This window comes from Campylobacter subantarcticus LMG 24377 (assembly GCF_000816305.1).
Classification (GTDB): domain Bacteria; phylum Campylobacterota; class Campylobacteria; order Campylobacterales; family Campylobacteraceae; genus Campylobacter_D; species Campylobacter_D subantarcticus.
In genome coordinates this window covers 813,845-839,263 of record NZ_CP007773.1, presented here as the reverse complement: position 1 = coordinate 839,263, position 25,419 = coordinate 813,845, and the positions used below count along the sequence as shown (strand labels likewise).

The 25,419-nt window shown below is 29.3% G+C and carries 32 protein-coding genes, 1 tRNA gene and 1 pseudogene; 9 read left to right on the top strand and 25 right to left on the bottom strand.

Features of this window, described 5'->3' with window-relative positions; translation table 11 throughout:
- The first annotated feature begins 7 nt into the window (after positions 1-7).
- Complete coding sequence (locus CSUB8523_RS04440; protein ID WP_043019750.1) at positions 8-628, top strand: YggS family pyridoxal phosphate-dependent enzyme; 621 nt, start codon at positions 8-10, stop codon at positions 626-628.
- Here CSUB8523_RS04440 and CSUB8523_RS04435 read toward each other — a convergent pair.
- Together CSUB8523_RS04435 and cysE are read right to left on the bottom strand one after the other, a co-directional pair.
- Positions 621-1,652: a UDP-N-acetylglucosamine--N-acetylmuramyl-(pentapeptide) pyrophosphoryl-undecaprenol N-acetylglucosamine transferase gene (locus CSUB8523_RS04435; RefSeq protein WP_043019749.1), complete on the bottom strand. Its 1,032-nt coding sequence runs from the start codon at positions 1,650-1,652 to the stop codon at positions 621-623. The genes CSUB8523_RS04440 and CSUB8523_RS04435 overlap by 8 nt on opposite strands.
- On the bottom strand, positions 1,649-2,257 hold the full coding sequence (cysE, locus tag CSUB8523_RS04430; protein WP_043019748.1) for a serine O-acetyltransferase: 609 nt from the start codon (positions 2,255-2,257) through the stop codon (positions 1,649-1,651). The genes CSUB8523_RS04435 and cysE overlap by 4 nt, the downstream gene beginning before the upstream one ends.
- Positions 2,258-2,597: 340 nt before the next feature.
- On the opposite strand from cysE, the gene CSUB8523_RS04425 reads away from it, so the two are divergent.
- Both CSUB8523_RS04425 and CSUB8523_RS04420 read left to right on the top strand, forming a co-directional pair.
- Entirely contained in the window at positions 2,598-2,972 is a 375-nt protein-coding gene (locus tag CSUB8523_RS04425) for a hypothetical protein (protein WP_223065091.1), read from the top strand.
- A gap of 44 nt (positions 2,973-3,016) precedes the next feature.
- On the top strand, positions 3,017-3,364 hold the full coding sequence (locus CSUB8523_RS04420; RefSeq protein WP_043019747.1) for a hypothetical protein: 348 nt from the start codon (positions 3,017-3,019) through the stop codon (positions 3,362-3,364).
- 36 nt (positions 3,365-3,400) lie between these two features.
- On the opposite strand, the gene speA is transcribed toward CSUB8523_RS04420, so the two are convergent.
- The 6 genes from speA to flgA are packed head-to-tail and all read right to left on the bottom strand — an operon-like array spanning position 3,401 to position 8,776.
- Positions 3,401-5,230 (bottom strand): biosynthetic arginine decarboxylase, encoded by a 1,830-nt coding sequence (gene speA, locus CSUB8523_RS04415; RefSeq protein WP_039663623.1) that lies wholly within the window; start codon positions 5,228-5,230, stop codon positions 3,401-3,403.
- Complete coding sequence (hisS, locus tag CSUB8523_RS04410; protein ID WP_039663621.1) at positions 5,227-6,453, bottom strand: histidine--tRNA ligase; 1,227 nt, start codon at positions 6,451-6,453, stop codon at positions 5,227-5,229. The genes speA and hisS overlap by 4 nt, the downstream gene beginning before the upstream one ends.
- A complete protein-coding gene (gene tmk / locus CSUB8523_RS04405; protein WP_039663619.1) occupies positions 6,446-7,030 on the bottom strand; it encodes a dTMP kinase in 585 nt (194 codons plus the stop codon). Before tmk ends, hisS begins: the two co-directional genes overlap by 8 nt.
- A complete protein-coding gene (coaD, locus tag CSUB8523_RS04400; protein WP_043019746.1) occupies positions 7,021-7,503 on the bottom strand; it encodes a pantetheine-phosphate adenylyltransferase in 483 nt (160 codons plus the stop codon). The genes tmk and coaD overlap by 10 nt, the downstream gene beginning before the upstream one ends.
- A complete protein-coding gene (locus CSUB8523_RS04395; RefSeq protein ID WP_039663614.1) occupies positions 7,500-8,078 on the bottom strand; it encodes a UbiX family flavin prenyltransferase in 579 nt (192 codons plus the stop codon). Before CSUB8523_RS04395 ends, coaD begins: the two co-directional genes overlap by 4 nt.
- A complete protein-coding gene (gene flgA / locus CSUB8523_RS04390) occupies positions 8,075-8,776 on the bottom strand; it encodes a flagellar basal body P-ring formation chaperone FlgA (protein WP_052243032.1) in 702 nt (233 codons plus the stop codon). The genes CSUB8523_RS04395 and flgA overlap by 4 nt, the downstream gene beginning before the upstream one ends.
- Positions 8,777-9,207: 431 nt before the next feature.
- Here flgA and CSUB8523_RS10610 point away from each other — a divergent pair, with 431 nt between their 5' ends.
- Entirely contained in the window at positions 9,208-9,429 is a 222-nt protein-coding gene (locus CSUB8523_RS10610) for a Cj0814 family flagellar-dependent secreted protein (protein WP_235362627.1), read from the top strand.
- 687 nt (positions 9,430-10,116) lie between these two features.
- Here CSUB8523_RS10610 and CSUB8523_RS04380 read toward each other — a convergent pair.
- A tRNA-Gly gene (locus tag CSUB8523_RS04380) sits at positions 10,117-10,191 on the bottom strand.
- A gap of 299 nt (positions 10,192-10,490) precedes the next feature.
- On the opposite strand from CSUB8523_RS04380, the pseudogene CSUB8523_RS04375 reads away from it, so the two are divergent.
- Positions 10,491-10,788: pseudogene (locus CSUB8523_RS04375) on the top strand (invasion antigen C).
- A 33-nt stretch (positions 10,789-10,821) separates the two neighbouring features.
- On the opposite strand, the gene CSUB8523_RS04370 reads toward CSUB8523_RS04375, so the two are convergent.
- The 4 genes from CSUB8523_RS04370 to CSUB8523_RS04355 form a co-directional block, all read right to left on the bottom strand.
- Positions 10,822-11,982: a molybdopterin molybdotransferase MoeA gene (locus CSUB8523_RS04370; RefSeq protein ID WP_043019745.1), complete on the bottom strand. Its 1,161-nt coding sequence runs from the start codon at positions 11,980-11,982 to the stop codon at positions 10,822-10,824.
- Entirely contained in the window at positions 11,979-13,235 is a 1,257-nt protein-coding gene (murA, locus tag CSUB8523_RS04365) for a UDP-N-acetylglucosamine 1-carboxyvinyltransferase (RefSeq protein WP_043019744.1), read from the bottom strand. Before murA ends, CSUB8523_RS04370 begins: the two co-directional genes overlap by 4 nt.
- Positions 13,236-13,362: 127 nt before the next feature.
- The gene (locus tag CSUB8523_RS04360; protein ID WP_043019743.1) at positions 13,363-14,430 is read right to left on the bottom strand and encodes an integrase/recombinase; all 1,068 of its coding nucleotides are present in this window, start codon (positions 14,428-14,430) and stop codon (positions 13,363-13,365) included.
- The gene (locus CSUB8523_RS04355; protein ID WP_043019742.1) at positions 14,430-15,113 is read right to left on the bottom strand and encodes an aspartate/glutamate racemase family protein; all 684 of its coding nucleotides are present in this window, start codon (positions 15,111-15,113) and stop codon (positions 14,430-14,432) included. Before CSUB8523_RS04355 ends, CSUB8523_RS04360 begins: the two co-directional genes overlap by 1 nt.
- Before the next feature lie 94 nt (positions 15,114-15,207).
- Here CSUB8523_RS04355 and CSUB8523_RS04350 point away from each other — a divergent pair, with 94 nt between their 5' ends.
- Positions 15,208-15,405 (top strand): hypothetical protein, encoded by a 198-nt coding sequence (locus CSUB8523_RS04350; protein ID WP_043019741.1) that lies wholly within the window; start codon positions 15,208-15,210, stop codon positions 15,403-15,405.
- 468 nt (positions 15,406-15,873) lie between these two features.
- Here CSUB8523_RS04350 and CSUB8523_RS04345 read toward each other — a convergent pair whose 3' ends face one another.
- Positions 15,874-16,365, bottom strand: coding sequence for a phosphohistidine phosphatase (locus tag CSUB8523_RS04345; protein WP_039663595.1), 492 nt, complete (start codon positions 16,363-16,365; stop codon positions 15,874-15,876).
- Complete coding sequence (locus CSUB8523_RS04340) at positions 16,362-16,892, bottom strand: rhomboid family intramembrane serine protease (RefSeq protein WP_043019740.1); 531 nt, start codon at positions 16,890-16,892, stop codon at positions 16,362-16,364. The genes CSUB8523_RS04345 and CSUB8523_RS04340 overlap by 4 nt, the downstream gene beginning before the upstream one ends.
- Positions 16,893-17,008: 116 nt before the next feature.
- Here CSUB8523_RS04340 and CSUB8523_RS04335 point away from each other — a divergent pair, with 116 nt between their 5' ends.
- Positions 17,009-17,419 (top strand): PepSY-like domain-containing protein, encoded by a 411-nt coding sequence (locus tag CSUB8523_RS04335; RefSeq protein WP_039663590.1) that lies wholly within the window; start codon positions 17,009-17,011, stop codon positions 17,417-17,419.
- A 3-nt stretch (positions 17,420-17,422) separates the two neighbouring features.
- On the opposite strand, the gene CSUB8523_RS04330 is transcribed toward CSUB8523_RS04335, so the two are convergent.
- The 4 genes from CSUB8523_RS04330 to ybeY all read right to left on the bottom strand — a co-directional run bounded on the left by CSUB8523_RS04330 (position 17,423) and on the right by ybeY (position 18,802).
- Complete coding sequence (locus CSUB8523_RS04330; RefSeq protein WP_158336969.1) at positions 17,423-17,803, bottom strand: RsiV family protein; 381 nt, start codon at positions 17,801-17,803, stop codon at positions 17,423-17,425.
- Positions 17,800-17,982, bottom strand: a complete 183-nt coding sequence (locus tag CSUB8523_RS09925; RefSeq protein WP_148308418.1) for a hypothetical protein — start codon at positions 17,980-17,982, stop codon at positions 17,800-17,802. Before CSUB8523_RS09925 ends, CSUB8523_RS04330 begins: the two co-directional genes overlap by 4 nt.
- Before the next feature lie 82 nt (positions 17,983-18,064).
- A complete protein-coding gene (locus tag CSUB8523_RS10050; RefSeq protein WP_158336823.1) occupies positions 18,065-18,214 on the bottom strand; it encodes a hypothetical protein in 150 nt (49 codons plus the stop codon).
- Positions 18,215-18,382: 168 nt separating this feature from the next.
- Positions 18,383-18,802: an rRNA maturation RNase YbeY gene (ybeY, locus tag CSUB8523_RS04325; RefSeq protein ID WP_039663585.1), complete on the bottom strand. Its 420-nt coding sequence runs from the start codon at positions 18,800-18,802 to the stop codon at positions 18,383-18,385.
- Positions 18,803-18,854: 52 nt separating this feature from the next.
- Between ybeY and queC the strand changes: the two genes are divergently transcribed.
- Positions 18,855-19,520, top strand: a complete 666-nt coding sequence (queC, locus tag CSUB8523_RS04320) for a 7-cyano-7-deazaguanine synthase QueC (protein ID WP_039663583.1) — start codon at positions 18,855-18,857, stop codon at positions 19,518-19,520.
- A gap of 63 nt (positions 19,521-19,583) precedes the next feature.
- On the top strand, positions 19,584-20,156 hold the full coding sequence (locus CSUB8523_RS04315) for a YceI family protein (protein WP_043019738.1): 573 nt from the start codon (positions 19,584-19,586) through the stop codon (positions 20,154-20,156).
- A 41-nt stretch (positions 20,157-20,197) separates the two neighbouring features.
- On the opposite strand, the gene CSUB8523_RS04310 is transcribed toward CSUB8523_RS04315, so the two are convergent.
- From CSUB8523_RS04310 to mobB, 6 genes are read right to left on the bottom strand one after another with little or no spacing between them, the layout of a single operon-like run.
- On the bottom strand, positions 20,198-20,941 hold the full coding sequence (locus tag CSUB8523_RS04310; RefSeq protein WP_043019737.1) for a major antigenic peptide PEB2: 744 nt from the start codon (positions 20,939-20,941) through the stop codon (positions 20,198-20,200).
- A 58-nt stretch (positions 20,942-20,999) separates the two neighbouring features.
- The gene (locus tag CSUB8523_RS04305) at positions 21,000-21,941 is read right to left on the bottom strand and encodes a hypothetical protein (RefSeq protein WP_039663578.1); all 942 of its coding nucleotides are present in this window, start codon (positions 21,939-21,941) and stop codon (positions 21,000-21,002) included.
- Positions 21,942-23,816: a methionine--tRNA ligase gene (gene metG, locus CSUB8523_RS04300; protein ID WP_043019736.1), complete on the bottom strand. Its 1,875-nt coding sequence runs from the start codon at positions 23,814-23,816 to the stop codon at positions 21,942-21,944. It abuts the gene before it with no gap.
- A 14-nt stretch (positions 23,817-23,830) separates the two neighbouring features.
- Complete coding sequence (locus CSUB8523_RS04295) at positions 23,831-24,025, bottom strand: hypothetical protein (protein ID WP_039663574.1); 195 nt, start codon at positions 24,023-24,025, stop codon at positions 23,831-23,833.
- Positions 24,025-24,873, bottom strand: a complete 849-nt coding sequence (locus tag CSUB8523_RS04290) for a class 1 fructose-bisphosphatase (RefSeq protein WP_043019735.1) — start codon at positions 24,871-24,873, stop codon at positions 24,025-24,027. Before CSUB8523_RS04290 ends, CSUB8523_RS04295 begins: the two co-directional genes overlap by 1 nt.
- A gap of 8 nt (positions 24,874-24,881) precedes the next feature.
- Positions 24,882-25,361 (bottom strand): molybdopterin-guanine dinucleotide biosynthesis protein B, encoded by a 480-nt coding sequence (gene mobB / locus CSUB8523_RS04285; protein ID WP_043019734.1) that lies wholly within the window; start codon positions 25,359-25,361, stop codon positions 24,882-24,884.
- Between the last annotated feature and the right edge of the window lie 58 nt (positions 25,362-25,419).

The following is a 25,419-nucleotide window of genomic DNA, read 5'->3' as shown; positions in this document are numbered from 1 at the left end:
GAAAAAAATGAATTTAGAAAGTATTTTTGAAAAAACTATCAAACAAAATGTACGTTTAATAGCGGCTAGCAAGTATGTTCAAGATGGACAAATTCGGGAGCTTTTTAAGCAAGGTGTTGTAGAGTTTGGAGAAAATCAAGTCCAAGCTTTAGCTTTAAAAAAAGAAAAACTGCAAGATTTGCAAGAAATCAAATGGCATTTTATAGGTAATCTTCAAAGCAATAAAATCAATCTTTTGATCAAACAAAACCCTATACTTTGGCAATCATGCAATGGTTTAAAAATAGCCAAAGCAGTAGATAAAAGACTTGATTATAAATTAGATACTTTATTGGAAATTAATACTGCTAATGAAAGTTCCAAAAGCGGTATAGAACAAAATAAAGCCGTAGAAGAGTTTTTGCAAATAAAAGAAGAATGTACAAATTTAAATCTAGTAGGGGTTATGTGCATAGGATCTATGAATGAAGCAAAAGTTCAAGAAAGTTTTGAGCAAACTTTTAAAATCTATGAAAAACTACAAAAATACGGGGCGAAAATTTGCTCCATGGGTATGAGTGGGGATTTTGAGCTTGCTATAAAATGCGGATCCAACATGGTGCGTTTGGGGAGTATTTTATTTAAATAAACCCCATTTGTTTTGCTTTTTCTATCATAAAATCAGCACCATTTTCACTTTTTAAATTTTGCAATGCTAAGGATTTTGTTTCTAGTGAAAAATTTTCCACCAAAGTTAAAAAATCACTTTTTTCATCTTGAGTTAAAATCTCACACAAATTACGCTCTTTTAAATACAAAGCATTAAAATACTGATGATTTTTAGCTGCATAGGGATAAGGTATAAAAATACAAGGGAGCCAATTTGCGCTAAGTTCAAAAAGACTACTTGCACCTGATCTTGATATAGCTAAATCTGCTTTAGAAATTTTATCTATAATGTTTTTATCAAAATCAAAAAGCTCCACGTTGATACTTAAATCCTCATAAGCCTTTTTACATCTTTCATAATCATTTTTACCACACTGGTGAATAATATTAATACCTTTTTCTTTAAAATACCAAGCATTTTCTAAAGCAAGATCGTTAATAAATTTAGCCCCTTGTGAACCACCAAGAAAAATAATATTTTTTAATTCCTTTCTCACTCTTGCTTTTTGCGAAAAAACCTCATTAATAGGGTAAGAACAAAAGAAAGTATTTGCCTTGTTAATTTGATCTTCAAAAGCAGTAAAAAAAGCTTTAGAAAGCGGTTTTAAGAGTGAATTTAAACTTCCCATTTTAGAATTTTGCTCATGGATCAAAAGAGGTGTATTTGACATTAAAGCACCAAAGGCACCCGGAGCGCTACTGTATCCTCCTACGCTAAAAACTGCCTTGATTTTATGCTCTTTTATAATTTCTTTTGTTGTTTTAGCAAGTTTTAAAATATGTAAAAAAGACTTAAATTTAGCCAAACCTTTTTTATTTACCACGCCTTGAGAACTTAAAAAATACTTTTTATAAAAACCATTTTCATTTTCAAACCAAAGCCTATCTTGTCCATTTTCACTCCCTATATAAATACAATCTAAGCCTTGTTTTTTTGCACTTTGTAATAGACATCTTGCTATAGCTAAATGTCCTCCTGTACCTCCACCTGTAATTGCTATCATTTATAAACCTCTTTGTTTAGTTTTTCTTCTAAAATAGCAAGTCTTGCTTCTAATTTAGTGATTTTTTCTTCATAACCAATCTTGCCATGTTCTTTGATATAAGCGGGTATGCCCACAGCAGTTAAATTAGGTCCAACATCTTTCAAAACAACCGCATTAGAGCCTATTTTGGCATTTTTACTTATGGTAATATTACCTAAAATTTTAGCACCAGATCCTATTACTACGCCATCTTCTATAGTAGGGTGTCTTTTAGTATTTTTATCTAAACTCGTTCCACCTAAAGTAACACCTTGATAAATCAAAACATCATCACCTATGATAGAAGTCTCACCGATCACAACCCCACTTGCATGATCAATAAATATCCTTCTACCCAAACTCGCACCTGGGTGTAAATCAACCCCTGTAAAAAAATGCGAAATTCCACTAATAATCCGCGCAATTTTTTTATAACCTTTTTGATAAAAAAAATGCGCAAAGCGATAATTCACCACAGCCCAAACACCAGGGTAATTAAAAACTAATTCAAAAGAAGACCGATATGCAGGATCTTTTTGTTTTGGCATAGAAAAATCTTCTTTAAGAATATAAAAAAATCCCATATTCCTGCCTTTTTTTAATATTTTAAAAATAATTTTACCAAAAAAAATATAAATAAATTTACATTATACTTAAGTGTTTTTTTATAATGTGGGGGGGGTAGAATACTTTTTTCTAAAACAAGGATTAAAATGCAAGAAAAATTAGAAAAGTCTTAATAAATTTTCTCAATAAATATAAACATTCTAAAGAATATAAACACTATAGAGAGCAAGAAAAGATAATTGAATATCTTTTTGACAGCTATCCAGATAACAAAAATAAAATTTCTATTTTTCTAAAAGCTTGTATTATATAGATAACTTTTATAGTACGAATTTAAAAATATATGGCATAAATGATATGGCTGATTGGATATCAAAACTAGATATTGACAAGGCTTTAAAAACAGGAAATCCTTGTGTTGTTGAGCAAATTGCAAATTTTACAAATTCTAAAAATAAAAAAATATTTTTATATTCTTTTGCTGGCAAATACTGTTTTCATCATAACAAACAAAAATATGTTATTTATGATCAATTTATTTCAAAAAGTTTAATTTATTTTAATAAAAAATATAAATTTTCATCATTTTACTTTACGAAAAATAATTTAAAAAATTATAAAAATTTAATAAAAATAATAAATGAATTTAAAATATTTTACAAATTAAATAATTTTAGCAATAGAGAAATTGATCATATACTTTGGATATATGGTAAAGAAAACTCAAAATAAGGAGGAATAAAAAAACTAAAAAACTAAAAAAATAAGGAAACAAAATGAAAAACAAGTTTAAAAGTATAATTTGTATTACTTCGGTATTATGTACTTCAATGTTAAACGCAGGAGATTTAAAAAATTTTATCGTTGATAATAATACACTTTCTAATCAGGAAAAACCAAAATCAATGAACAATAAAAAACCAAAAGATGGTATATATGATTTTGAATTTTCTGGAAAAAAATATTTGCTTGAAGTTAAAAAAGGATTGAGCACTAGGGCACAATGTCCTAACAGTAAAATAATTAGAATTTCTGAAGAATTTAAAAATCCACCAACTACACCGGATGGTAAAAAAGCTCTTATGATATATATACAACAAAAATGCATGACAACCGATTGGTAAGAAATAAGGCAAGAAAATTCTCCTTGCCTTATTATTTTATTTACTACCTATGCTTTTTAAATATCCATTATCATTTAAAAATAAATAAATTTCACCCAAAATATGCTTTTTTTGATTTTCATTAACAAGCTTTGAAGTATGAATTTTTTCATTGATGCTATCCATTATAGCGTGTATATCATAGTCAAGATCTTCTAAGGTATCCAAAATAGACTGAGCTTCTAAAACACTTTCTACTTCAAAATCCTTTTCATTGATACTAATACTTGCTTCGGTTGGATGTGTAAAAAGATTGTGTTTCATACCCAAAACTTCTTGATAAGCTCCTACTAGGAAAAATCCTAAAAAATAATCTTCAGCTTCTACATCAATATCATGTAAAAATAAAGGATTGTTTTTAGAATATGAAATTTCTCCATCACTATCACAAGTTATATCCCATATACTTGCACTTCTAGTTGGTTTTTTATTGAGTCTATCTAAAGGCATGATAGGAAAGTTTTGTTCTAAACCCCAAAAATCAGGTAAAGATTGAAACAAAGAAAAATTCACCAAGTATTTTTCTTGCACTTCATTTTGTAAGCTTGATAAATCAGCTTGATCACCCACCAAAGAAATAGCTTTTCTCATAATCAAATGCAATAAAATTTCACTATTTGATCTATCTTGCAAATCAACATACCCCAAATCAAACAAAGTCAAAATACTCTCCATATGATCGATGCTATCATGTAAATACTCTAACGCATTAGAAGCTTTAATGTTTTTATATAAATCATAAAGTTCATCAATGAGTTTTGGATTTTTATCTTTTAATAAAAGCTTGCTTTCGGTGTATTCTTGTGAAAAAAGTTCTAAAACAGGGGCTACTAAAACAGCATGATTAGCCGCTACAAAGCGCCCGCTCTCTATAAAAATATCAGGCTCTAAATCTTTTTTTTGCTCTGCAATGCTTTTTAGTATAAACACCACATCGTTTGCATATTCACTTAAGGTATAATTTCTGTTCATTTCATTTTTAAACTGAGAGTATTCTACCGCTAAACCCCCACCAAGATTAATAGCTTTTAAATTTTTTGCTCCCATTTTTCTAAGTTCAGTGTAGATGTTTCCTGCTTCATTTAAAGCTTTTTTTAAAGGATGAATTTCAGTGATTTGTGAGCCTAAGTGAAAGTGTATCATGGTAAATTGATCTAAAAGTTTATTAGTTTTTAATAAATTCACAGCTTCTATTAATTCAGTAGAAGTAAGACCAAATTTTGAATTTATACCACCGCTTTTTGCCCAAATTCCAACTCCAGCTGAATGCAAACGAACTCTTAAACCTATATTTGGCTTTGGTTTAAAACGATTTTTAGCAATTTCAATCATTGCTTCAAGCTCATTAAGTCCTTCCATAGTTAAAGTGATATTATGTCCCATTTCACAAGCTATAAAACCCATATTAATAAGCTCTTTGTCTTTAAAGCCATTAACCGTTATAGGCGCGCCTTCGTTATTATAAGCCATGGCCAATAAAAGCTCAGCTTTGCTTCCTGCTTCTAAACCATAGTTATAAGTTTTACCAAGTTTGACTAAATTTTTTACAAATCCTGGGTATTGATTAACCTTTAGTGGATATACAGCATTAAAAGAACCTTTATAGTTAAATTCTTTTTTTGCTTTGGCAAATTTTTCATATATTTGTTCAATTTGCTTATGGATTAAATGAGGAAAGCGAAGTAACAACGGTCCCTTATAGCCATCATCACGCAAAGTATTTACTATATCTATAATAGCTGGTTTTTTACCATGATTTACACATACTTTGCCATTTTCGATGATAAAATTATTTGCTCCCCAAATACTAATACCATAATCAATCATATCTCATTCTCCAAATTTGCTAATTTTATATTTTTATTTTCTTTACTTTCTAAATTTTTATAAAAAATCTCTTCTTTTTGCACTTCATCTTCACCTATACACAAAAAGATTTTAGTATTGGTAGTATCTGCTTGATTTAAGTGTTTTGCAAGTTTTTTTGCTTCATAGCTTATATATACTTTATGTTTTTTTCTTAAAGTATTTGCTAGTTTAAAAATAGTATCTATATAAGCTTCATCCATAGCACAAAGATAAATTCCTTCTCTAGTTTTTACGCTTTGTTTTTGCTCCAAAATAGCCATAATCCTTTCTATACCCATAGCAAAACCTACACCATAGCCACTTTTACCATCTAAATACTCAATCAATCTATCGTATCTTCCACCGCCTGCTACAGCAGCTTTTGCTCCGATTTCATCACTGATAAACTCAAATGCACTTTTTGAATAATAATCAAGCCCACGCACCAACTTCTCATCGCATTCAAACTCAACATCATTCTCGCTTAAAAGCTTTTGTAATTTTTCATAGTCTTTCTTGCAACACTCACATAAATTTTCGCTTAGTTTCGGCACATTTTCAATTAAACTTTGACAATGATTGTTTTTACAATCAAGAACCCTAATAGAATTTAACTCTTTTCTTCTTAAGCAATCTTCGCAAAAACCTTCTTTGGAATTTAAAAAAGCTATGAGTTTTTCTTTATATGCACCCATACATTCTTTACAACCTAAAGAATTAATTTTCAAGCTTGTGTGAATTTCTAAGCGTCTAAAAATTTCACTTAGCATTAAAATAATACTCGCATCTTCATACACACTTGCCACACCAAAGCTTTCTACTCCAAATTGATGAAATTCACGCAATCTTCCTTTTTGCGGCCTTTCATAGCGAAACATAGAACCATGGTAAAACCATCTTTTAATACTTTGTGCTTTATCCATTTTGGCCTCAATGTATGATCTTACCACTCCAGCTGTACCCTCAGGTCTCAAACATACTTCATTACCTGCTTTATCAACAAATTCATACATTTCCTTGCCGACTATGTCAGAACTTTCTCCTACACTTCTTTTAAAAAGCTTAGTAAGCTCTAAATGCGGACAATTAATAAAAGTAAAACCATAGTTTTTAGCTACTTCCTCGCAAGTTTTTACTACTTTTTCATAAAGTCTAGCTTGCTCATCTTGTAAATCTTTCATTCCCTTTAAAGCATTAATCATCGATAAATTCCTTAATCTTTTCATGTAAATTTTCAATACTCAAAGATGCATCTAGTTTTAAAATTTTCATATCTATTTTAGTTTGCAAAAAATCTAAAGTTTCTTCTAAAGCTTTTTGTGTATTTAAGAAAAACTCAATCCCTCTTTGCTCAATACTATCCAAATCTTTTTTAGAAAGCCTTTGAGTGATAAGCTCTTTTGAACCGTATAAAAATACAACCTTTTGTGGAAAAACCCCACTTGTAGCAAAGACATTCAACTCAAACAAAATATTTTGATCAAAATCACATCTTGCATAAGCCATATTAGAGATAAAACTACGATCTGAAATGATAAGTTTGTTTTTATTTTGTGCTAAATACATATCAATCAAATTAGCTCTATCAGCTAAAAAAAGCAAAAGTTCAGCTTTTTTTGAAAATTGTATTTTGCTTTCTAATAAAATTTTTCTCAAATACATCCCAAGTTCACTCCCACCGGGTTCTTTAGTAAAAAATGCATCAGGAAAATGTTTTTTTAAAAGTTCTATTTGCGTGCTTTTACCCACACAATCAACCCCTTCAAAAGCTATATACAATCTCTCTCCTTTAATAAAGATATGATTTCTCTTGGCACAAGCTTACCTACATCACCATTATGCAAACAAATAGATCTCACTATGGAACTTGAAATAAAAGAATTTTTTAAATTTGGCATAAGATATATGGTTTCAAAATCTTCCCAAAGCATGTGATTTGCATAGCCAAGTTGCAATTCATACTCAAAATCACTCACCGCTCTTAAACCTCTTATAATGATATTTATTTGCAAATTTTTAGCAAGATCTACTAGCAAGTTATCAAAAGTCACAATTTTAACATTTTTTAAGTCTTTTGTAGCGATTTTTACCATTTTTTCTCTATGCTCTAGACTGAACATGGGTCTTTTACTTTCACTTTTAGCTATAGCAATGACTACTTCTTCAAACATCTTACTAGCTCGAATGATCACATCTAAATGTCCATTAGTGATAGGATCAAATGTCCCTGGGTATATACAACTAGTCATCATTGCCACCTTTGGTATAAATTATGCTCAATATTTGCTAGATCGAGCCATTTTCCTATGATAAATTCATTTAATTTTTCTATACTATCAACCTTAGCATAACTTGCCATTACAGGAGGAGCGATGATAACTCCATAACTAGAAAGCTTTGTCATTTGCTCTAAATTTAAAGTAGAATAGGGCATTTCTCTTACCCCAAGTATAAGCTTTCTTCGCTCTTTCAAAGCTACCCCCGCAGCTCTTGTGAGTAAAGTATCGCCTATACCACAAGTAATTTTTGCTAAAGTATTAATCGAACAGGGTGCAATAAAAGTCGTTTCTATACCAAAAGATCCACTTGCAACATTTTGACTAATATCTTCATTATCTAAAAAATTCACATGGTCAAGTTCAAATTTGTCTTTTATGTATTGCATGAAGTTTATGTTTTCTAAAAGTGAATTTTCTTTTATAAAACTAATTTTGGCATTTTGGGTTATAATGGCAAAAATTTGCCCCTTTTGCCTTAAGTGCTTTAATAATAAAAAGCCAAGCTCGCAAGAACTAGCCCCGCTAATACCTACTAAAATTTTCCTCATTTTAGCTCCACGTAATTTTTACTAATAACTTTACCATATACTACTTTTCCATCTTTATTTTTAAGACGAATTCTTTGATTTAAGTTTCCACTTTGCAAAGCTTTTAACTCTATCATCATGCTTAAATCCCCATCTTTGATGATACCATAAACAGAATCGTTTCTTTGTATAAGAGTTTTAGTTTTAAACATATTGTATTTTAAAATCACATTTTCTCTTATATTACTTTTGGCAATTAAATTTGCGATTTCATCTTTTTTTAGCACGCCTTGCGGAGCTTTATCAAAAGGAATTTTTAAAATTTTAAAACTAGCAGGGCTTAAATTTTCATTACGTGAAATAGGACGTGTGGTTTGCAAAACCTCTAACTTTGCCTTTAAAAAATACTTGAAAAATATATTTTTTTTATATTGCTCTGGAGTTTTAAATTCAGCTTTTATAAAACCATCGGCTCTATCAAAATTATGATTACCTAGTTTTAAAAAAATGTATTGATTAAAATCAGCAGGCAAGCTTGATTGAGTGTTAAGATCTAAAGAAATGATTTCTAACTGCGGATAATTTATTTTAAATTCTTTAATCAAAGCTAATTTTACTTCATCAAAATTCGAAGCAAAACTTAAAGTATAGAAAAATAAAAACAATACAATATTTCTCACAAACAATACAACCTTTGCAATAATTTTAAAAACCAACATATCATACATAAAAAAAGTTTGAATTTGGTTGAAAATTACCAAAATAAATAAAATAAAATTTGCTTGTAAAATGCAAGAGATTGAAGGTAAAATCTAAATCTAAGGAATTGCATAATAAGTATTTAGTATAAATGATAATTCCTTTTATGGTTCTATCATTTCACAAACAAAGCAAATAAAAAAATAAAACAAGTCAAATTTTGCAAATACTTTTGTTAAACAAAATGCTAGTAAATTAGTTGAAATTCAAAGTAATAATACTCAAGCATTAGCACTTAATGAAGCAATATTAAATCAAAAAGTATTAAAAGCGACTCTCCTAATATCATATATCAGGTGATTTTAAAAATTCTATTTATGCTTTAAAATATAGACAAACTAATAACCCTGTTTCTATAGCTTATGGTTATAGTGTTGATTCTAGTAGTTATATGGGTAGTGATTTTGATAAAGCTACGGGATTACCTGAAGATTTTGAGATACATAAATCTACTTTAGATGAGATATATAATGAGGAAAATTATTTTGACACATCAAAAAATTCCTTGGATGTAACTAGTAATTACTATACAAATATAGATATAGCTGATACCATAAGACAATATTATTCTAAATTTGATCAAATTATAAATCATAGTTTTTGGAAATTCTAATAAGACTCATTTTTAGTGTAGAAGATTTAATCTTTATCAAAAGATTATAGTGTTTATGGCACAAATAACAATTTTGCTTCTTTAGAAAATTTAGATAACCAAACTATAATAAATTTTTATGATATACAATAAGTAATATAATACTATAGATAACATAGAAATGCAAAATTCTATCAACACAAGATTAAAAAAATTAAATTTTTCCCTTGAAAGTATGGAAACTCAAATTTAGATTGCGGTATAGTAAAAGATACTTTTAATCCTGATATGTCTGTTTATCCAAAAAATGAAGATGGAAGTTTATGCTAAAGAAACTTTTATTTATGAGTTTTTTAAAGTTTAGCGGTGGAGCAATTTTAGAAGGTGAAAGCACCAAAGTTAATCCTAAAAAATCAAGCATTTAAAGAAACTATAACAAAAGAAATTTTAATGATTCTTTAGCCTCTTCAAGTGATATTATGACAGGTAAAGTTGATTTTGCACAAATTTTAAAAGCACTTGCTCAAGATGGTTGACTTGATTCTAAAATTTATGCCAAAGAAAATAATATTGCTTGGCAAAAATCAAGCATAGGTTATATCAGTTTAATCACCCTAAAGCTAGTGGCTGATCTCCTAGCAATGAAAATATAAATTTTGCAATGAATAAATTAAATAATATTTTAAATCAAACTAGGGTGTAAAAAAGTGGAGCGGGAAACGAGATTCGAACTCGCGACCCCAACCTTGGCAAGGTTGTGCTCTACCCCTGAGCTATTCCCGCATTATATTAAAGAAAGCGTGATTTTATCAAAAAAATACCTTATAGTCAAGTAATCACATCTAAAAAGTTGACTTTCATTATCTGTTTTACTTGTATTGCTCACAAGTCTTATAAAAATATAATGCATTTATCATAGTAGGTGCTATTTGCCCACTTTAGCTTCTAAAGATAAAGAATGTTTTTACCTTCAAAAAATAAGTTTTTATTTAATTTATAAACTACATTTTTACATACTTGCTAAAGTTTATAAATAGGAATATTTTTTGCTTATAGATAATAAAACCACAAAAGGAGTTTTCATGCAAATAAATGATAAAAATAGTCCGCTAGCTTTAAACAATATGACAAAAATCAAAGAAAAAAATACCTCTTCAGACGAATTTCAAGCTACACTTAATGCACTCAAAGACAAAGAAGAAAAAGAATATAAAAAAGATAGCAATAATGCTTTTAGTAATACAGATTTAAATATAGGTTCGATTTCTAAAGATTATAGTGTATATGCTTGGGAGAAATTACGCCAAAGCAAATACCAAAAAAAATGAAGAAAACATTCTAAATAACCTTTTTAAAACTCTAGATAAAGCAAGAAGCTAATCACTTAAAATAGGGTAGTGCAATAATACCCTATTAAATTTTTAAGACTTTAACTTCTTGATCTTTTATCAATTTTGTATCATCAATTTTTGTAATTAAAATATGTGTGTTTTCGTATAAAGGTTTAATCATACCTGATCCAAATTTAGCTTTATTTGGTATAAAAGATTCTTGTGATATCTTTCCAAACACAAAATCATTCCTACCACCTTTAAAATTTAAATCACTTGCTAATTTTACTTCTAAAAATTCCAATAAATCTAGTCCATAAAATAAATTTAAAATATTTTTAGCAAAAATATGTGTTGAAATTAAAGAGGCTAGGGGATTTCCTGGTAGTGCCAGAAAAAGCATATTGTTTTTATTAAAAACTTTTACATGCTTACAAAGCTTTGCATTAACTTTTTCAAAAATAGGGCTAAAATCGCACTCAAGCAAAGCCTGTTTGATAAAATCAGCTTCACCCACGCTAGCTCCACCGCTGCTTATAAGCATATCAAATTGTTTATTTTCTAAAAGCTTTTTATAGGCATTTAAATCATCTTTTATAAGCCCTAAATACTCAACATCAGCATAATCTTGCAAAATAGCATAAATTCCAAATGCATTAGCGTTATATATGTTGTATTCATCAGCATCTTCCCAAGGCTCTACAAGCTCATCTCCACTTGAAAAAATTCCAACACGCATTTTTTTAACAACATTTAACTCATAAATTCCTTGAGCAGCAAGCATAGCTATCATGCCTGAAGTGATCTTTTGTCCTTTTTGAAACAAAAGCTCCCCAAGCTTTGCTTCTTCACCTTTAAAACGAATAGCGTTGTTTTCTTTAGCATTTTTGGCATTGAGTTTTTCATTTTCAAGTAAAGCTTCTTCAAACATCAAAATGGTATTTGCATTTTGAGGAATTTTAGCTCCTGTCATGATTTTATAACATTCATTTTTTTCTAAAATATAAGTATTTTTATCACCCGCTAAAATACTTCCTTTGATTTTTAACATTTCGTTTTTTAAAGCATAATTTAATGCATACCCATCTAAAGCAGAGTTATCAAACGCAGGTAGATTTTTTTGAACAAAAATATCTTCATATAAAATACACCCCAAAGCTTGTGTTAAATTTACTTTTTCAAATTCATTTCTTGTTTTAATGTGTGTTTTTAAAAATTCTAAAGTTGCAAAAATATCTCTCATTCTTCAAGCCTTCTTATACTCGCCCCTAGCTTTTTAAATTTATCTTCTAAATTTTCATACCCTCTATCAAGATGATAAATTCTATGAATTTTACTAGTTCCTTTAGCTGCTAAAGCTGCTAAAATCAAAGCCGAAGACGCACGCAAATCAGTAGCCATTACATCAGCCCCTAAAAGTTCTTTGGTGCCATTAATAGTTGCAATATGCCCATTTAATCTTATATCAGCTCCCATTCTTAAAAGCTCACTTACATGCATGAAGCGGTTTTCAAAAAGCCTTTCATCGATGATACTTGTACCATTTGCTTTTAAAGCTAATGCCATGAATTGTGCTTGCATATCTGTTGGAAATCCCGGGTATTCACTTGTTAAAATTTCCACCGGTTTGATTTCTTTTGCAGGGTTAATGCTAATACTATCTTCATTAATATCAAAACTAAAACCCATTTGCTCTAATTTTGCCAAAACTGCACTAAGATGACCTGCGTTGACTTTTTTAAGAGTGATTTTTGAGTTAGTGATAGCTCCTGCACACAGATAAGTTCCTGCTTCAATACGATCTGGTATAATTTCAAAAGGTTTAAATTCCAAAAGCTCTCCACTTGTACCATAAATTTCAAGCTCAGAAGAACCTATGCCTTGTATATCAAGTCCAGCTCTAGCTAAAACATCGCAAAGTTGCACCACTTCAGGTTCTTTAGCTACATTTAAAATTCTAGTTTTACCATGAGCTAGAGCTGCTGCCATGATGATGTTTTCACTGCCTGTAACGGTGATTTTATCAAACATCACATCTGCACCACTTAATTTACCATTAGCTACAACATAGCCTTGTTTGATCTCGATATTTGCTCCCATTTTTTCTAAAGCTAAAAGATGTAAATCAATAGGGCGTTGACCTATAGCACAACCTCCGGGCAAAGAAACTTCACAATTTCCAAATCTAGCTAACAAAGGCCCTAAAGTAAGTATAGAAGCACGCATTTTGCGTACGATGTCGTATTTTGCTATGGTTTTGTTTAAATGATTTGTATTGATTGTTGCAAAATTATCTTTAAAGGTATAATTTGCTCCTAAATTTTCAAGCAAAGAAAGTAGGGTGCAAATATCTGCTACATTAGGTAAATTGGAAATTTGCACTTCATTTTTTGCTAAAATACTTGAAGCTATCAAAGGAAGTGCAGCATTTTTAGCACCACTAATTATCACTTCTCCATTAAGTTTTTCAACACCATCAATCTCTAAATAAGTCATCTTTTTCCTTAAAATATATACATAGTAAAGATATTATTTTACAATAAACATAATAAATATTAGTTTTTAATTGAAAATTTATGATGGAGTTTTATGGCATATCCTTAAAAAAGAATATGCTTTGATCTTAGTTTCTATCGTGAAGTTTTTTAGCTACTTCTGCAGCTAGTTTAAGCTTTTCGTTATCAAAATGGGTGTAAATCCTTGAAGTATTTAAACTCGCATGTCCTAATGCTTCTTGTACTAAAACTAGATCTTTTTGCTTTTTATAAAGTAGGGTGGCAAAAGTATGTCTTAGCATATGTGCGCCATTTTTTTGCTTGCGAATGCCAGCTTTAAATAAAATTTGCTCCACTATGCGTGAAATATAAGCTTGCGTAAGGGCTTTGCCATTGCGGTTAACAAACAAAAGCCCATCTTGAGAAAGGTAGTTTACCCTCACATCTTTTAAAAGATGTTCTATTAACTCTTTTTTTATCATCACAACACGGTATTTATTGCCTTTTCCTCTAATACGTATAACATAAAGATCATTTTCCTCGCTAATATCTTTTAATTTAATATAAATAGCCTCACTTACACGAATTCCTGTGAAAATAATAATCTTAATAATCAAGCGATTACGTATGGTGTTATTTTTAAAATCTGTATTATCAATAGCATCTAAAAATTTACCAACTTCATCTTCACTCATATATTCAGGTAGTTTCACTCCTTTAGATCCGCTTATACCTGCCCAGTTTTTAAGATTAATGTCAAAAATATGCGCTTTATCATCTTCTTCATTTTGTTTATCTAAAAATGCAAAAAAATTAATCACTGCGATACGGTAATTTTTTTTACTCGCATCAGATAAAGAAGCACTAATGCTTGCTAAAACCTCTACTAGCATTTCCTCGTCAATTTGCTTTAAAGAATAAAGCTTATAAAACATCAAATATTCATAAAGTTTTTTCAAGGGATTAAAATAAGTATTTACCCCGCTAAGTCCCGCATTTCTAGCTTTTTTCACATAAGCATCAAGCTCTTGTATGTTTTTAACGCCTTTACTAAGCGCTAAATTAACCATAGCCAGAGCCTGCGGATCTTTTAATTCTTTGTTTGATAAAGAATTAAGCTTAAATTTTACATAACGACTCAACCAAAATAAAAACGACTTTTCAAAACTATCTTCACAATCTAGCGGATATTTCATCACTCATTCTCCAAAGCCTTCAAGGTGGCAATTTTTGCATGGATATATGCACTATCAAACAAGCTCTTAGAGCTTTCTTTTATAATTAAACCAAGTTCGGTACAACCTAAAATAACCCCTTGTGCTTGTGGAAATTGCTCGATTAAATCATGAAAATATTTTTTTGAATTTTCTTTTATCACACCCTTGCAAAGCTCATCAAAGATAATATCATTGATTTTAACCATATCATCTTCTTTAGGGGTAAACACCTCAATGCCTGATTGGATTAGCATTTCTTTATAAAATCGCTCTTTCATTGTGTATTTAGTACCAAGCAATAAAACCTTGCTCACATTTTGCTCTTGAAGTTCTAAAAGCATAGCTTTAGTAATATGCAAAATAGGGGTTTGAATACGGCTTTGGATGTCTTCATAACACCAATGCATTGTATTAGTACAAATAAGGATAAAATCAACGCCACATTTTTCCAAAAGTAGGGCATGATGGGTTAAAATTTCACTTGCTTTTTGCCAATCATTTTGGTTTTGGCACTCTTTAATCTCTTCAAAATCAACACTAGTTAAAACAATCTTAGCACTATGTAATTTACCTAATTGATGGTTTGTAATTTTATTAATAACCTCATAATAACTTAATGTGCTTTCATAGCTCATTCCTCCTATTAAACCTATGGTTTTCAAACTTTTTCCTTTAATATAAATATAAGCATTATAAAAAAATCTAACTTAAAAAATATCAAGCTATAATTATAAAAAACAAAACTAGGAGCAAGATATGTTTTTAAAAAAAACTCCACAAAAACCTACCAAACCAAACAATACAACTAATCAAGAAAGTATTTACAAGAACGACTTTAGTCAAGAAAAAAGATTGTATGAATTTAAAGAGAATATGAAAAAACTTTCACAAAATGAAAATAGTGCTATGATTTTAGCAAAGCAATTATCAAGACTTATTCAAAAATCAAAATAAATACAAATTTTTCACCGCTCATTCTAGATTGCATTTTTATTTTAATCATTCAAGCCCATTATCTTAACCTAAACACTAAACCTTTTTTTGACTTTTATCTAAATAAAAATATTTTAATTTAAACTTAATATATATGTAAAATTATATGATAAATAGTAAAATAGTGAAATAATATATATTTTGTATTGAAAACTATAATTTTCAAACTTTTATATTTATCTACACTTCTATCAACACATCATCTTACAAAATACCTATAATATAGTGTTTTAAAGCATTTTAACTTTTGCGCGATAAAAACTTATCCACAAAAAAATAAGTATAATTTTTTGAAAAATAATATAAGTAATTTTATACAAGAAGTTCGTAAAGATAAAACATGAAATATATTTCAGGTAAATTTTAGTTTATTTTTACACTTAAAATAAATTGAAATAAAAACGAAGTAAATTAAAAGTCGTAATTGAATTAAATATGATCTGAACTTTTAGGATAGTCAAAAAATACTACTTCCCCACTATGTTCTTTTAACTCTTTAAAATCTTGTATATCAAAACGCATACATAAAATAGCAGAAGTTGGAAAGCTTTCTAATTCTATATGGGCTAAATACTCACATAGTTCTTGCAAGAAAGGATTATGCATGATTAGCACTACCCTACTCTCTTTAAGCTCTTTAATAAAATTTAAAATACAATCCACATCACCTTCATAAAAGCTTTTTTCTATGGTGATATCTTTTTCTTTCAGTGAGAAACATTTGCAAAACTTTTGTGCGGTTTTTATACTGCGTTTTGCTGGACTTGATATAATGCTTTGTGCATTGAAATTCAAATCCTTAATTCTATAAATCATCGTTTTTAAATCATCTTTTCCATTAGAGCTAAGTTCTCTTTGTAGGTCTTGTTCGTAGTTTTCTTTTTGAGCTTTTGCATGGCGGATAAAATAGATATATTTCATTTTATTACTCTTAACCTACCCAAAACATATCCGCATATAAATCCAAAAATATGTGCATACCAAGCCACATTTACCCCCATAAAAATAGGCACAAAACTCATTAATAATATCGCTACGATTAATCCTTTAGTGGCAGTTTTATCCAAATAAGCATAATAACCCATCAAAACACATATCGCACCACTTGCGCCCACTACATTCACAAAACTTCCATCAAAGCTTAAATACACATAAAAAACACTAAGTAGAGAGCAAAACACTCCACCTATTAGATAAAGTAAGATAAATTTAAAACTTCCTAAATATTTCTCCAACATCATTCCAAACTGAAAAAGCACTATCATGTTTAAAATCAAATGCGTCCAGTTTCCGTGCATAAACATTGTGCTTAAAATTTGCCAGTAAAACCCTTGATAGAAAAATAAATTTAAACCCAAAATAAGATCTAATTTCAATGATCCAAAATAAAGATAATTTACAAAAATAAATACAACAACATTTAAAGCGATTAAAAAAGAAGCTACCATCACCCTACTTTGTTTTTTATTAATTATAACAAAAAGCTATTTAAATTCTAGCTTACACATAAAATTCACACTAATAAGATACAATATCGGCAAAAAAACAAAAAATAAGGTTAAAAATGAAAAAATTAGCTTTAGCTTTTTTTATTAGTTTAAATACTCTTAATGCTGGTATTGTTATAGCACCCGATTCACTACCGGTTAATATCAAAAAATTCATCAAAGATTATTTTAATGCAGATATAGGCTTAGTAGAGCAAGATGGTCATTCGTATGAAATTTATCTTAGCGATGGTAGCGAAATCGAGTTTTCTTTAAATGGAGAATTTAAAGAAGCAGAAAATTTTAGGTCACTCAATTATGCGATTTTGCCTTTAGCTATACAAAATACCATTAAAAACATCTACCCTAATACCGCAATCATAGAAATAGAAAGAAAAATTTCTTATTATAAAATCAAACTCAACAATCAAATGAAACTTTATATAGATCACAACGGAACTATTTTAAGACAAAAATTTGATGATTAAAGCTTATTTGATTAGACTCAAATAAGCTAATTTTGAATTACTTTTCCAAAATGGCTTTAACTCTTCAAAACTCACAAATACTTCAACAACTCCAGTTAAATAAGGAGCTATTTCATAAGGTTCCCATATAAAATTAATACCATCTTCTCTTAATTCAAAAATTTCACTCATTTTAAATTCTTTAAGATCAAATATTTCTTTTACATCATATAAGCTTGTGATTTTTTGTTTCATCATTTCTTGAAAGTCTTCGTTGTCTAGTTTTAATTCTTTTTTCAATCTAAGAAGTTTCATATCATCGATATTATACGTTTTTCTTATAATATGGGTCATACCATGAGCTCCACCTTTACACTCATAAATATTTTTTCCCAAAGAAATCACATGCATATCTTGATAAAAAACAAAGCTTGTGAAAAAAACTCATTACTAATATTTTCTTCTTTTTGCCATTTTTCTAAATTTTCTTTTGCTTTTTGCTTGAGTGAGTTTTGGTCTAAATTTTCATTAAAATCATCTATAATTTGCATTAATTTCTTATCTGTGCTTGAAAATTTAAGCATATCTTCACTAAAATCAAATTCTATGCTTTTATCATTTTGAAGTTTCTTTTCTTTTTTAATTGAAACTTGATAAATTTTTGATTTAGATTGTTAAAGATAAAAGATCCGATTCTTTTTTCTCTTCATTTATTTCACAAAAAGCTTTAAATTTATTTTGGAAAGTATTTTTTAATGCACAAGTCCTAAAATCTGCCATATCAATATAATACTCACCATTTTTAGCACTATCCAAAAACTATACTGCTTTTGCTTATTTTGTGCTAAACCATAGCTAGTGTGAGTTTTTTTTAGAACTATATAAGTAAATATCGAATTCTTTTCCTTTTAAATATCCAACTTAAAAGTGTTTTCATCGTATGCATATAAACTCGCACATAAACTTAAAGCTGCGATGATTTTCTTATTCATTTTCAACCTCTTGTGCTCTTATAATTAAGCTTTTTGGGAGTTTAAAATACTCAATCCATTCTTGCTCTTTTTCCCTCATTTGACCTTGGTCCACCTCATGATCATAACCTTGCAAATGCAACATTGCATGGATAAACAACAATGCCATTTCTTCTTCACTAGTGTGTTTATATTCCTGAGCTTTTTTATCAACTTCATCTAAATTTATCACTATACTACCTAGCAAATTTTCACAATTTTGTGCCAATGGAAAAGACAACACATCAGTGCTTTTATCAATCCCTCTTTGACTAAGATTAATCCCACGCATTGCATTTTCATTTACTAAAACAAGCTCTATATTTTGATCACTCATTTTTCGTGCAATTTTTTCAAGAAAAGAAACATCCATTTCTTCTTCACAAAAAATCATTATTATCCTTTTGGTTTTATAATTTCAAATTATATCAAATTTAAGGAAAAGTATGAGAAAAGCTCTTTGTGTTATTAGTGGCGGTATGGATAGTACTTTATGTGCATATTTAGCCAAAAAAGAAGGCTATGAGATCATCGCCTTGCACTTAGACTACAACCAACGCACTATGAATAAAGAAAGAGAATGTTTTAATAAAATTTGTAAAGAATTAAATATTCAAACAAAATATATTTTAGATGTTTCTTTTATAGCTAATATTGGTGGAAATTCTTTAACTGATTATACTTTAGAAATTCCCAAAGAAAAATTGCACGAAGTAGAAGTACCAAACACCTATGTGCCTTTTAGAAATGGTATCTTTTTATCGATTGCAGGCGCAATAGCTGAAAAAGAAAAATGTGAGAGTATTTTTATAGGTGTGGTACAAGAAGATAGTAGTGGTTATCCTGATTGTAGTGAAAAATTCATACAAAAAGCAAGCAAATTCATCAACGAGGGTACGACAAATTCTTGCAAGATACAAATAAAAACTCCATTAGTTCATCTTAATAAAAGTCAAATAGTTGATTTAGCCTTAAAAGAAAAAGTAGCTTTAGAATATACTTGGTCTTGTTATGAAAGAGAAGATAAAGCTTGTGGTAAATGCGATAGTTGCTTGTTAAGACTAAAAGGCTTTCAAGAAGCTAATGTAAAAGATTTTATAGAATATGTTTAAAAAATTTACTTTCATTTTATTTTAGTTTGTATAATTTACTTTTTTAAACATTAAGGAGAAAACATGAAAAAAATATTATTTGGTTCATTTTTAGCTGCTTCAATTTTAACAAGTAGTGCTTTAAGCAAAGAATTTAGCTTAGATAAGGCACATACAAATGTAGCTTTTAAAATCAAACATTTGCAAATTAGCAATGTAAACGGAAATTTTAAAGAATATGAAGCGGTAATTGATTTTGATAGTGCTAAATTTGAATTTAACAAACTTCAGGCAAACATAAAAGTTGCTTCTATAAACACAGAAAATAAAGCAAGAGATGCACATTTGCAGCAAGATGATTTTTTTAAAGCAAAAAATCACCCAAATATTACTTTCACTATGAGCAAGTATGAAAAAATTTCTGATGAAAAAGGTAAAATGCATGGTGTATTAAACATCGCAGGTGTAAGTAAAGATATTGTTTTAGAAACTGAAATTGGCGGAGTTATAAAAACAGATAGTGGTAAAGAAAAAGCAGGTTTTACCCTGCAAGGTCAAATCAAAAGAAGTGATTTTAACTTTGCTCCAGATACCACTAGTCTAACACTAGGTGATGAAGTACAAATTAGTATTGAGGCAGAGATTAACGAAAAATAACACTAAAAAAAGCATTTTACTTTAGTAAAATGCTTTTTGGATTATTTTGCCATCCAACCTTCTTTCTCCCAAACTTTTTGAGCTTCTTTACTTTGTGTAAATTGAATAAATTCAGCTACTTTTGGATTTTTAAGTCCTTTTTGAGTTGGAACTATTTCAGCTGCTCTATATATGATTGAGTTTTTACCTGCTTTAATAAAGCGATTTTCTTTTTCCCCCACTGCTTTAATCCAATGTGTCCAAATGATCAAGGCATTGATGTTTTTATTATTTTTCCACTCATCAACAGCCTCTTTAGAATTTTTTGCATAAACTTTTATATTTTTTCTTAGTTTTTTTAAATTTTCAATTTTTCCTGTTTTTAAAGCCATATCTTCATACAAGCCAACCTGCCCTGCTCCATCAACTACCATAACATTCACGCCATCTTTTAAAAGATCTTCAAATTTTTTAATTTTTTTAGGATTATTCGCTCTTACAATCATACCAGAACCTCTAGCGTTTAAAACCTGCACATCTTCGATTTTAATTTGTTTTGGCATTGCTTTAATAAAGCCATCCATCATAGAAGTATTACCTGAGTAAATAATATCCGCATCTTTTTTAGCTTGCTTGATCCATTTAGGAGTTGGCCCTGCATTAATAATTACTTTTTCTCCATTTTTTGCTTCAAATTCCTTAGCAAGCTCTTTTAAAACAGGAGCAGGACCACCTGGACCATAAACTAAAATTTCAGCATTTAACGCAGCTGCTGCAATTAAACTAACAAATAAAATTTTTTTCATTTTTTGACCTTATTAATAAAATAAAATCAAAAATATACCATATAATGTTTGATAGTTTTTAATCAAAAAGACTTATGTTTTTTTCTTTATAAAGAAAATATTCTAAAAAGTCTTCTTTATTTTCCTTAATCAAGCAGTATTTAAAATCAAAGAATTTTTTCAATTCTTCTAAACTAGTATAAGAAAAATCACAAAGCAAGGAATTTTTTAGCGCAGTTTTAAACCCCTTAAAACCTTGGAGTTTTTGTGCAATAAACTCAAAATCTTTTTCATTTTCTACAAGTAAAATTACTCTAGAGCTACCACCAAAAGAACAAATTTGATTTTGAGAATTTAAAAAATATGCATCAAAAAGTTCTAGTTTTTTTTCATTAAAATGAAAAGATAGTTTTTGATTTTCTATCAAATCAATGAAACTAGCAAAAATATCCGCGTAAAAAAATGCAAATTTCAAGTCTTTAAAATATAATTTTTTACAAAGTATACTTGTTTGAAATAAAGACTTAGCACCTAAAATTTCATAATCACAAGTCTTAAGAGTATGAAAATTTGATTTGAGTTTTAAGATAAATTGCTCATTGCTAGAGCAAAAAAATGTTCTTTCTTTAGCATTTTTTAAATTTTCAAAATCTACCAAAACATTAGAGCTTAAGATTTTAAAATTAAATGCTTTAGCAAATTTCAACCCCACATCATCACAATATACAAACTCGCAAGATTTTTCTTCACATAAAAATCTAAACAGTCTTAAGATAGCTTCTTCAAGATCATCAACTTGAAGATAAAACACATCCTCATCTTCAAGCTTTAATCTTTCCTCACTTACTATCACATAAGCACCAAGCTTTATAGCATAACTTGCTTGTTCTTGATTTTTAGCAAAAAAAGCACTTGCTTGTTTTACTTTGTTTAAGTCTATACTAAAATCATACACACTAGAGGTTGCACCATAGTTGGCAACCTGTGCATTAATAAGCTCACAAAAATTAGATATATTCATCTAGCCTATTAAAGCTCCATTTTCAATAAAACTTTGCGGACTAATTAAAACCAATTTTCCATCTTTTTCTGCACTTAAAATCATACCTTGGCTTTCGTGTCCAAAAATTTTAGCCTTTTTTAAATTAGTGATCATGCAAACTTGTTTACCAACTAACTCACTTGCCTTATAAAATTTAGCAATATCCGAAAGCACTTGTCTTAGTTCGCCATTTTCAAGCTCAAGTTGAAATTTTAAAAGCTTTTCACTTCCTTCGATATTTTGACAATCTTTTACCAAGGCTACCTTGATTTCGATTTTTTTAAAATCATCAATTTTAATCTGAGCTAAACTCGGTGTAACTTCTTTTTTTTCTTCTTGCATAAATTCTACTTTTGGAAATAGAGCTTCACATGTACTAGATTTTAGATCGCATAATTGATAGTTTAAAATTAATTTTTGATAATTTTCATTTGAAATTTCAAAATTTAAAGCTTTTGCAATTTTTAACGCTGTTTTTGGCATAGCCGCATAAAGTAAAATAGCTACCTTTGCTAAAATATTAGCACATAGAGCTACCAAAGCATTAGCTTTTTGAGTTTCGTTATTTTTAATTAAATTCCAAGGCTCATACTTACTAATACATAAATTTGCTAATGACAAAGCCTTAAAAAGCTCTTCTAGATAGCGATTTGGTTGAATACCCTCTAAGACATTAATTGCATGATCTAAATACTTTTTACACTCATGTAACTCCTGAGTAAAATACAAACTCACATCTTTAGAATCAATCACATTTTGGGAATATTTAGCACTCATACCGATAATTCTATTTAACAAATTTCCAAGTTCATTACTTAACTCCGCATTAATTCTAGTAATCAATGCTTTTTGTGAAAAATCCCCATCATTGCCAAAAGGAACTTCTCTAAGTAAAAAATACCTAAAAGCTTCTAAACCAAAAGCATCAGCCACTTCTTTAGGTGCTACCACATTGCCTTTAGATTTACTCATTTTTTCACCATCTTTAGTCCACCAACCATGCGCTGCAATAAATTGAGGTAAAGGAAGTTCCAAACTCATCAAAAATGCTGGCCAATATACCGCATGAAAACGCAAGATATCCTTACCTACAAAATGAATATGAGCAGGCCAAAGATCCATATTTTTTTCATCAAGTCCATAGCCCAAAGCACTCACATAATTCATCAAAGCATCAAGCCAAACATACACCACATGTTCTTCATCATTTAGTTCTTTTGGAAGTTTTATCCCCCATTCAAAACTCGTTCTTGTAATGGAAAGATCTTTTAATCCTCCTTCAACAAAGTGAATTAATTCATTGGCTTTATTTTTAGGTAAAATTGGCTCTTTTTCTTTATACCATTTAAGAATTTGATCTTGATATTTAGAAAGCTTGAAAAAGTAACTTTCTTCTTTCAGCAGTTGTGTTTTTTTACCACAATCTGGACAATGGCACTCATTTACAAGCTGAGTTTGGGTAAAATAACTCTCACAAGAAACACAATAAAAACCCTCATATGTACCTTTATAAATATCACCTTTATCAAACATTTTTTTAAATGCTTTTTGTACACTTAATTTGTGGTTTTCATCTGTAGTTCTGATGAAATAATCATAAGAAATTTCAAACTCATCCCATAATTTTTTAAATTTAGCACTAATCTCATCTGCATATTCTTTAGGAGTGAAATTTCTAGCACTAGCAGCTTGTTCTATCTTTTGACCATGCTCATCAGTTCCTGTAAGAAAAAAAGTTTTCTGACCTTGCAAGCGATAAAATCTCGCCAAAGTGTCAGCTATGATTGTAGTATAAGCATGACCTATGTGTGCTACATCGTTTACATAATATATAGGAGTAGTAATATAACGCATTTTTTACCTTTAAATTAAAAATCAAATCCACCTTCTTTGCCTTTAGACATGCTTTTATAAACAGCATCGATATACTCTTTTCTTAAAGCACATTCAAAAATCATAGAACAAGGCAAACAAGATTTTAAATTTTTTACATTTTGACAAGTTACAAGTTCGTTTTTTTTGACTTCTAAAGCTAGTTCAAATTCATCTTTTACTTCAGACATCAAAGTCCTTTATAAGCTTGTTTTAATTTTTCAATTTCATATTTTGAACCCAAAAAGCATGGTGTGCTTGCATGAATTTTATCAAATTCTAATTCCAGCAAAGAATCATTTACACCATTGGTAGAAAATCCCCCTGCTTTTTCAAATATAAATGCAAAAGGAAACACTTCAAAATAAGCTCTTAATTTTCCATTGAGTGCATCAGTAGTTGCAGGATATGAAAACAAACCTCCGCCTTTGAGTAAAATTTGATGTAAATCACTCACCATTGCACCTGAATATCTTAAACGATAGCCCTCATCAAACAAAGTCTTAATGAAGTCTCTATGTGTACTAGACCAGTTTTTTTGTGTTCCACCACTTGCATTTAGTTTGCCCTTTTCGCTGAGTTTTAACTCTTTCACATAAACAAATTCATTATTTTCATTAAGTCTATAAAGTTTAGGGGTATCCATGCAAACTATCAACTCTAAACGCACGCCATAAATCGCATAAACAGCCGCTTTTAAATTCTTAGCGCTCGCTTCTTGCTCATAAATGGCAAAAATTGATCCTATGGCAAAATTTACATCAACCAAAGATGAACCATCTAATGGATCATAAGCTATGATGTATTTTTCATTTTCATTGATGAGCAATTGCTCTTGTTTTTCTTCGCTAATTAAGCTTTTAATACCTTTACTTTGTTTTAAAACACGAGTAATAATCTCATCACTTTTAACATCAAGCTTAAGCTGGTTATCTCCTGTGGCATTTTGAGAACTTGTATAATCAAAGTCTTTTAAATATCTAAGCTCATGAGAAATTTCAATCACAGCCTTTTGTATATCATTGATAATCTCTTGCATTTTCACTCCTATACTTTTTTTGAATTGTTTAATATAAAATCACAAATACTTTCTAAATCATCTAAATAAAGCCAAGTTAAATTTTCATTTTCTATCTTTTCATAACTTGCTATAGCATTAGAATAAGCAAAATAAGACTCATCAACCTCTTTGCAAAATACACTAATTCTTGACATATCTAAAGTCTTCAAACCCTCTATTAACAAAAAATCAAAATCATCTAATTTTGAAATCGCCTCTTCCAAAGTGCTTGGAGAATGTGTAAATAAAGTTGTTCTTGTAGGACTTAAAACCATCACATCTGCGCCACTTTGAAAAAATTTAAAACTATCTTTTTTAGCGATATCAAAACTTGCCTTATCTTTTGGATCATGCTTAATAATACAAACTTTATAATTTTGACTCATCAAATGCTTAGCCACTTGAGTAATCAAAGTAGTTTTACCCGAATTGGAAGGACCACTAAAAGCCATTGCTAATCTTTTCACTATGTTTTCCTTAATATAAAGAAAATAAGTATAATTATATCTTTTTAAAAGTTAAAAG